Here is an 8,171-nt window from a genome sequence, read left to right as displayed (position 1 = left end):
AATCATAAGGTTTAATGGAATGGTGGAAAGTATGATATAGTATTTGTTTTTTAAAATATGGCATTAAATTTATGAAACCTTATGTTCCTCTACATTTACATACTGAATATAGTCTTCTTGACGGTGCAACCAGGATAAAAGGGCTAATTGCACACGCTAAAGAAAACAACATGCCAGCATGTGCAATTACCGATCATGGTGTAATGTATGGTGCTGTAGAGTTTTATAAAAAAGCAAAAGAAGAAGGTATTAAGCCAATTATTGGCTGTGAAGTCTACATAATTGCCGGAGATATAACTGAGAAAAAAGTAGACAATGCAGCAAATAACCATCTTGTACTTTTAGCAAAAGATAGAGAAGGTTATAAAAACCTTGTAAAGCTTGTCAGTATTGCTCATACAGAAGGCTTCTACTATAAACCCAGAATTAATCACAAAATTTTAGAAAAACATAAAAAAGGTTTAATCTGCCTTTCAGCCTGTCTTGGAGGAGAAGTTGCTCAAAATGTCCTTAAAGGAGAATTTGAGAAAGCAAGAAATATAGCAGGCTTCTATAAAAATCTCTTTGGAGAAGATTATTATATTGAACTTCAAGATCACGGGATGGATGAGCAAAAAAGGGTTAACCCTGAACTCTTAAAAATAGCAGAAGAACTGGAAATTAAACTGGTTATCACAAATGATAGCCACTATACGAAGAAACAGGATGCCAAATGGCATGATATTCTTCTTTGTCTACAAACAGGCAAAACTTTAAATGATCCAGGCAGAATGAAATTCCCAAATAACGAGTTTTATATAAAAAATGCAGATGAGTTAAAAGAAACATTTAATTGGCTTGATCCTGAAATTTTTGATAAAGCCATAGATAACACAGTAGAAATATCCGAAAAGTGTAACTTAATTATAGATATGGGCAAATCAATTCTGCCTCATTATCCTGTCCCACCAAACCATACTGTTGAATCATATCTGGATCAGGTAGCAAGAGAAGGATTGAGCAAAAGATTTAAAGAAATAACTCCGGCACTCAGCGAAAGATTCAAATTCGAGCTTAAAATCATAGAAGAAATGGGGTTTGCAGCATACTTCCTGATAGTGTCAGATTTTATTAAACATGCAAGGGACAATGGCATTCCAGTAGGACCTGGTAGAGGTTCAGCAGCAGGAAGCTTAGTTGCCTATGCTCTTGGCATTACCAATATAGACCCGATCAGACACAATTTGTTATTTGAAAGATTCTTAAATCCTGAAAGAGTCAGCATGCCCGACGTTGATATTGACTTTTGCATTGATAAGAGAGAAAAGGTAATAGAATACGTTTCTCAGAAATATGGTGAAGACAAGGTTTGTCAGATTATTACTTTTGGAACGTTAGCTGCAAGGGCTGCGATGAAAGGTGTTGCACGTGTACTCGATATTCCTTATGCTGAATCAGATAAACTTGCAAAAATGATTCCAACAACACCTAAAGTTAAAATCGACGATGCTCTTGTAGAAGGTTTAGAGCTAAAAAAATTCTATGAAAGTGACCCTAGGGTAAAAGAACTTGTAGACTTTGCAAAAAGCATAGAAGGTATCAAATTTAATATAGGGACTCATGCTGCCGGTGTAATAATTTCAAGAGATCCGCTGTCTGATATCGTACCCGTACAAAAATCAAAAGAAGGAATAATTATTACAGAATATCCAATGGGTGATCTTGAGATGCTAGGTCTTCTCAAAATGGACTTTCTGGGCTTGAGAAACCTGACAATCATCGATAATACTATCCAACTCATTAAAAATAGAAGAGGATTAGAGATAGAAATTGATGAAGTACCTCTTGACGATCCTAAAGTATATGAAATGCTGTCAAAAGGAGATACTGATGGAGTATTCCAGCTAGAATCTTCCGGGATGAAAACTCTTGTTAGAGACTTAAAACCATCAGTATTTGAAGATTTGGGCGCTCTGGTTGCATTATTCAGGCCTGGTCCATTGAATTCTGGCATGGTTAAAAACTTTGTTCAAAGAAAACACGGAAGGGCTAAAGTTGAGTACAAGCATCCTATACTTGAGCCAATTTTACAGGATACATACGGAACTATCGTGTATCAGGAACAAATCATGCAAATTGCTCAGACTTTGGCAGGATATACACTCGGACAAGCTGACATTTTAAGAAGAGCGATGGGCAAGAAAAAGCCTGAGGAAATGGATAAACAAAGAGAATTATTCCAGTCAGGTGCTCAAAGAAATGGTGTTGATCTAAATATCGCTAAAGAACTCTTTGATACAATGACAGAATTCGCTGCATACTGCTTTAACAGGTCTCACTCAGCAGCTTACGCCATGCTAGCTTACCAGACGTCATATTTAAAAGCGCATTTCCCTGTTGAATATATGTCAGCTTTGTTATCAAGCGTATCAAACGATCAGGATAGAATTCAGATATATATTGCCGAATGTCAAAAGATGGGAATAGAGGTTCTTCCTCCAGATGTATGCAGTTCCTGTGCAGACTTTACTCCAGATGGCAGCAATATAAGATTTGGACTCGCTTCAGTTAAGAACGTTGGTTTAGGTGTAGTTGAAGCCATCGTAAAAGGCAGAAACGACGGTCCGTTTACCTCATTCTATGACTTCTGTACAAGAGTTGATTTAAAATCTCTCAATAAGCGTACTTTAGAAAGCTTAATTAAAGCTGGTGCATTTACAGGTATTGAAAAAAGTAGAAAACAGGTTCTGGAAAATCTCGAATCAGCCTTAAACTCTGCAACAAAAGAGCAGGAAGCAAAAGCTAGCGGACAAATGAGCTTATTTTCAGCTTTATCAGGCGATGATTCAGCTATACCTTCATTTACTATGACAGGAAGCGATCAAGAATTTTCAGACAGTGAAATTCAAAGCTTTGAGAAAGAATTACTTGGATTTTACGTAACCAGCCACCCATTATCAAGCATAAAAGACCATTTACCCTTCCTGACAACTCATAATGTCTCTGAATTACGTGAATTGCCAGAAGGAGCTGTTATTACTATATGTGGATTAATAAGCAGTGTTAGATTAATTACAACAAAGACAAATAAATTACTCAAAGTAGGCACTATTGAGGATTTAACTGGAAATGTGGACTTTGTAGCTTATAGTGAAGTACTTAATGAATATAATTCCTTGCTAGAAACTGAGGCAAAAGTAATTCTTGCCGGCAAAACCCAGTTTAGAGGTGATGAAGAGACCACAGTAAGTATTATTATAAATAGTGTAAAACCTGTAGATAATTGTAATATGGTAAGTTTATATTTTAATGAAAAGTGTAAATTTGAGGATATCGTAGCAGTAAAAGACTTATTGCTAAAACATAAAGGCAGCGATCCGGTTATTCTTAATGTTGGAAATAACGGCAGCAGTTTGAAAATACTGGCAGCTTCAAATTACTGGATTCAGGCGAATAATGATGTGAAAAATCTGATTGCTAAGCAATTTAGTGAAAAAATAAGTTTAAGCATAAAATCTTTAGATGTTAATTAACAGGGATTATGCATTAAATCGTCAAAAGAATCATTGTTATAGAGTTTATTGAACGATTGTATCGCCAAATTTTTTAAATTCGTCCTGATAAAAGCTTGCTACAAAATGCATATATTATCGCCAGGACTCACCCTTCGGGTCTGGTAAAAAATTCGGCTATTTATGCCGCTAATAACTGAGCCTAAGAAATGGTTTTAAAGCTACAATTTTGCTAAAACTTACACTTTAATTAGTTTTTTATTATGAAGAGAAATAAAAAGAGGAACTTGGGTGAAAGATTATTTCAAGGCTCAGTAATTAGCCATATGCTCATCTTTAGAATATTTTAACCTTTCTGCATAATCTCAGTAATTAAAAAGCCTAAAAAGATATCTTTTAGGCTTTTTAATTACTCGATTTTTTAAACTATATTTTTAAGTATGATCTTGCACCTTCAAACATAGAATTAATCAATCCACCGTTCGCAATTATATCAATACCTCCACAAATCAGATATTGCTGCATACGTGATTGCCAGTAAGGATAAACATCTTTCGCTGGTATTTCAAGAACGTTTGCAATTGATGATAAATAATTCCAATCCAAAGGTAAAGGTTCTGCACCTCTCCATAAATCAACAATTTCAACTCTTCTTTGTCTTGGAAAACGTTTAAGTAATTGAACATTACTTAAACCTAATTGCCCTTGTTTTTCTTTTAAGAACTGTACACCCGGATCAATTAATTTAGGTTCCTCAGAAGCTTTATATTCAGGAAACTCATCAGGATTTATTCCCATAACAACAGCAATACGTTCCAAAGTAGTTGTCCTTGTTGAAAAAGCTATATTACTATCAATAAGGCTATAAACATAAGAAAGAGTAACACCAATCATTTCTGCAAAATCTTTTTTATGTAGTCCTATATCTTCCAGGAATTTCACCAATTTTTTGCTGCTGTCGCTGGTAATTACCTGGGTACTCTGATTATCAGCAGTCATCTTATAATTTCCTCCACTTATTACATTTAAATAAATAAAGATTTTAAGTAAGATAAGATAGAGATAAAATAATAAAAATATAAATTAAATTTATTTTTTATCTTACTTATTTATCAATATTTACTAACATATTGACATTTTAGGGTACTTAATAATGAAAATTAAATTAATAATATAAATATAACATAAAATGAGAAATGCAAATATCATCGGGAATATATTTTTAAGATAAGTTTATACGCAATTAATTATCTAAAAGGAGTACTTCTATAAGTGGAAATTATTGTTGGATTAGGAAACCCAGGAGATAAATACAAGGGAACCCGCCACAATGCTGGGTTTATAACAACTGGGCAGTTAGCATCGAAACATAATATTGTAGGGAAAATAGATACAAAATTTAATTCCATAATTGGTAGAGGAATTATCAGTAATAAAGATGTCTTAATTGTACAACCTCTAACTTATATGAACCTTTCAGGACAAGCTATTTCCAAGGTTTTAAATTGGTATAAAATTGAGCCAACTAAATTATTAGTGGTATTTGATGATATCAGCCTTGAATTAGGCAGAATAAGGTTCAAGCCTTCGGGCTCAGAGGGTGGACATAATGGAGTAAGATCAATTATTGAGAATCTAGGAGGTTTTAAAGACTTCCCAAGACTTAAAATTGGTATTGGACCTGATCCGGGAAGTGCTACAAGGGCAACCTACGTACTTCAAGAGTTCACAAAGCCCGAAAAAGAGATTTTAGATAAAGTTATTCCCATTTGTGTAGAGGGAATCGAGTTTTATCTCGAAGAAGGCATTGAAAAAACAAGAAATAAGTACAATAATACAAATCTTGCAAGGATAATTGATACTATTTAAAGTAATGTTATTTGTATATTTTCTTTCTCAAATAAATAACCAAATAAAAATCTCTCAGCCGATATTTTCTTGCTAAACTCTGAAGAATTTATATCTTTTAACAAAAAATAAATAAAAATGAACATTCTGGATTTCTTTACCGTCTTTTAAAATAAGATTCACTGAAGGAGTATTTCTATGACCGAAAAATGTACAAAATATGAATCCTTGTTTATTTTTGGCAATGAAAAAGATTTGGAAGAACATATAAAGTCCTGTTCTGACTGCCAAAAAGAGCAGGAGGAAATGGTAAATATTTCAAATTTAGTTAAAGAAGCAGCACCCTTTATTAAAAATAAAACTCACAATAACAAGCTTATAATTAAGGCTGCAGCAGGTTTTACACTTTTATTCCTTAGTTTTTTAATCATTAATTTTAACCTTACAGCAAAAAATGATTACACTGACGAATCATTTTTAACTAAAGAACAATCAATAGCAGCAACAATGGGATTACCAACTGACGAATATGGATTATTATCAGTAGAAAAGCAAGTAGATGATCAATCATAAAGATATTGAAAATATAATAGAATCGTACAACGCTAAAATCCAAGGTGTTATTAAAAGATTTAATAAGACTGAAAATGATATTGACGATATAAAACAGGAAATTTATATAAAAACCTGGAAAAACATATCAAAATATCGAGGAGACTCAAATATATGGAGCTGGTTAAATAAGATCACCATAAATACCTGCAAAGATTATCTTCGCTCAAGTAAATCACACTTAATGACAGACTCTGACCCTGAAAAAATAATTCAAAACATTCCGGATAAAAAACTTTGTCCGGAAAAAAACACCATCTTAAGCGAAAGACAAAAACTAATTCTGGATTCCATCAATAAACTCAACCCCAAATTAAGAGAAGTGATAATTTTATACGATATAGAAGACTTAACTTATGAAGAAATAGCAAATAAAACTAAACGTCCCATCGGTACAGTAAAATCAAGGTTATTTAACGCACGAAAAGCGCTTAGAGAAGAACTCAAAACCTTATTAAATTAAAAAATGGAGGACTCATGAAAAAATCACTTATTGCATTAGCACTTGCTTCTTTTATGATAGCTGGTCTTCAAGGAATAACCCTAGCTGAAGGCACTATGCCCATTAAACATCATAAAATACAAGCACACGAACAGGGAGTAAATTTGGGTAAAAAACTAAATTTAACCGAAGAACAATCTGCAAAAGCAAAAGGAATCAGAGAAAACTCAAGATCCAAAATTAAGCCACTTATCGAAGAATTAAGAGCTGAAAAAGAAAAGTATAGAGAAATGGTGAAAAATAAAGCCAGCAAAGAAGCTTTACAAACACAAAGAGAAAAAATCCTTGAATTAAGAAAAAAAGCTCAAGTAATTCATAAAGAAAACATGGCAAATTTTGAGCAAATCTTAACTCCAGAACAAAAAACTCAATTTAGTGAGCTTAAAAAAGCAAAAATGGAAAAAATGAAACAAAAAAGAGAACAACACAAAAAACATATGCAGGAAAAACTTAATCAAAACTCAAATTAGTGGGATGACCAAAAAGAGATGATGTATGAGTGAGTAGGCTTCCTCCGAAAACCTACTCACTCTCCAATTAATTGGTCAGAGTATTAGCCAAAATTCAGATAAAATATATTAAAGGAGCCTTTATTATCCAAAGGCTCCTTTAAGCAAGCTCCTATTCAAAACTAAATTTATTGAGTTGTATGAGTGAGATTTTTTATTGGCATTTCAAGTCGATTACATAGTATTATAATTTTAATTAAAGAGTTTCTAGGATCAGGATAGGTTTAAATATGACTTCGTATCAAGAATTGATTGAAAAAGATCTTAAGTACGTATGGCATCCGTTTACCCAAATGAAAGATTATGAAAATGATGAACCAATCATTATTGATAGGGGTGAAGGAGTTTATATATGGGACTTAAAAGGGAATAAATACATAGATGCCATATCTTCCTGGTGGGTAAATACTCTTGGCCATTCTAATAAAAGACTAAATAATGCTATAAAAGCACAACTAGACAAAATAGAGCATGTTTTATTAGCAGGATTTAGTCATAAGCCAGCAATAGAGTTAGCAGAAAAGTTAATCCAAATGACTCCAAAAGAGTTAACCAGGGTTTTTTATTCTGATAATGGTTCTACAGCAGTAGAAGTAGCATTAAAAATGGCTTATCAATATTGGGTACAAGTTGGTGAGCCACAAAGAAACAAGTTTATAGCTCTTAAAAACTCTTATCACGGAGATACTATAGGAGCTGTTTCAATAGGCGGAGTTGATTTATATCATAAAATTTATAAACCACTATTATTTGATATACATCAGGCTGATTCGCCATACTGCTATAGATGTCCTGCTGGCAAAAATAAGAGTTGCTGTAATTGTGAATGTCTTGAATCAATGGAAAATATTCTTAAAGAATATTCAAATGAAGTTATAGGCATAATTGTCGAACCATTAGTACAGGCTGCTGGTGGCATGATTATTTATCCTACAGAATATCTAACTAAAGTTAAGGAGCTATGTGAAAAATATAATGTTCTTTTAATAGATGATGAAGTAGCTATGGGTTTTGGCAGAACAGGAAAGATGTTTGCCTTTGAACATGCCAGTATTGTCCCTGATATAGTTTGCCTGGCTAAAGGACTTACTGCGGGATATATGCCTTTAGCAGTTACCATAACTACAGAAAAGATCTATCAAGCGTTTTATGATGATTATGATAAGTTAAAGACCTTTTATCACGGACATAGCTTCACAGGCAACCCCA

6 protein-coding genes and 1 pseudogene (1 of these 7 only partly in view) are annotated in these 8,171 nt (G+C 33.2%); 6 read left to right on the top strand and 1 reads right to left on the bottom strand.

Annotated elements, in window-relative coordinates; genetic code table 11:
- The first annotated feature begins 71 nt into the window (after positions 1-71).
- Positions 72-3,512, top strand: a complete 3,441-nt coding sequence (locus tag A2255_08110) for a DNA polymerase III subunit alpha (protein ID OGI23530.1) — start codon at positions 72-74, stop codon at positions 3,510-3,512.
- A 405-nt stretch (positions 3,513-3,917) separates the two neighbouring features.
- On the opposite strand, the gene A2255_08105 is transcribed toward A2255_08110, so the two are convergent.
- A complete protein-coding gene (locus A2255_08105) occupies positions 3,918-4,490 on the bottom strand; it encodes a hypothetical protein (GenBank protein ID OGI23529.1) in 573 nt (190 codons plus the stop codon).
- Positions 4,491-4,763: 273 nt separating this feature from the next.
- Between A2255_08105 and A2255_08100 the strand changes: the two genes are divergently transcribed.
- The 5 genes and pseudogenes from A2255_08100 to A2255_08080 all read left to right on the top strand — a co-directional run.
- Positions 4,764-5,360 (top strand): aminoacyl-tRNA hydrolase, encoded by a 597-nt coding sequence (locus tag A2255_08100; protein ID OGI23528.1) that lies wholly within the window; start codon positions 4,764-4,766, stop codon positions 5,358-5,360.
- 177 nt (positions 5,361-5,537) lie between these two features.
- On the top strand, positions 5,538-5,912 hold the full coding sequence (locus tag A2255_08095; protein OGI23527.1) for a hypothetical protein: 375 nt from the start codon (positions 5,538-5,540) through the stop codon (positions 5,910-5,912).
- Positions 5,899-6,414, top strand: a complete 516-nt coding sequence (locus A2255_08090; protein ID OGI23526.1) for a hypothetical protein — start codon at positions 5,899-5,901, stop codon at positions 6,412-6,414. The genes A2255_08095 and A2255_08090 overlap by 14 nt, the downstream gene beginning before the upstream one ends.
- Positions 6,415-6,428: 14 nt before the next feature.
- Positions 6,429-6,923 carry a hypothetical protein gene (locus A2255_08085; protein ID OGI23525.1) on the top strand — a complete coding sequence of 165 codons (495 nt, stop codon included), beginning with the start codon at positions 6,429-6,431 and terminating at the stop codon, positions 6,921-6,923.
- 269 nt (positions 6,924-7,192) lie between these two features.
- Positions 7,193-8,171: pseudogene (locus A2255_08080) on the top strand (adenosylmethionine--8-amino-7-oxononanoate transaminase) (it continues 371 nt past the right edge of the window).

The organism is Candidatus Melainabacteria bacterium RIFOXYA2_FULL_32_9, from assembly GCA_001784615.1.
Lineage (GTDB): Bacteria > Cyanobacteriota > Vampirovibrionia > Gastranaerophilales > UBA9579 > UBA9579.
This window is presented reverse-complemented; position numbering and strand designations above follow the sequence as displayed.

Bases quoted from the DNA above. Each gene is read 5' to 3' on its own strand.
- A2255_08085 (OGI23525.1), top strand. From the start codon at position 6,429: ATGAAAAAATCACTTATTGCATTAGCACTTGCTTCTTTTATGATAGCT.
- A2255_08105 (OGI23529.1), bottom strand. From the start codon at position 4,490: ATGACTGCTGATAATCAGAGTACCCAGGTAATTACCAGCGACAGCAGC.
- A2255_08110 (OGI23530.1), top strand. From the start codon at position 72: ATGAAACCTTATGTTCCTCTACATTTACATACTGAATATAGTCTTCTT.
- A2255_08090 (OGI23526.1), top strand. From the start codon at position 5,899: ATGATCAATCATAAAGATATTGAAAATATAATAGAATCGTACAACGCT.
- A2255_08095 (OGI23527.1), top strand. From the start codon at position 5,538: ATGACCGAAAAATGTACAAAATATGAATCCTTGTTTATTTTTGGCAAT.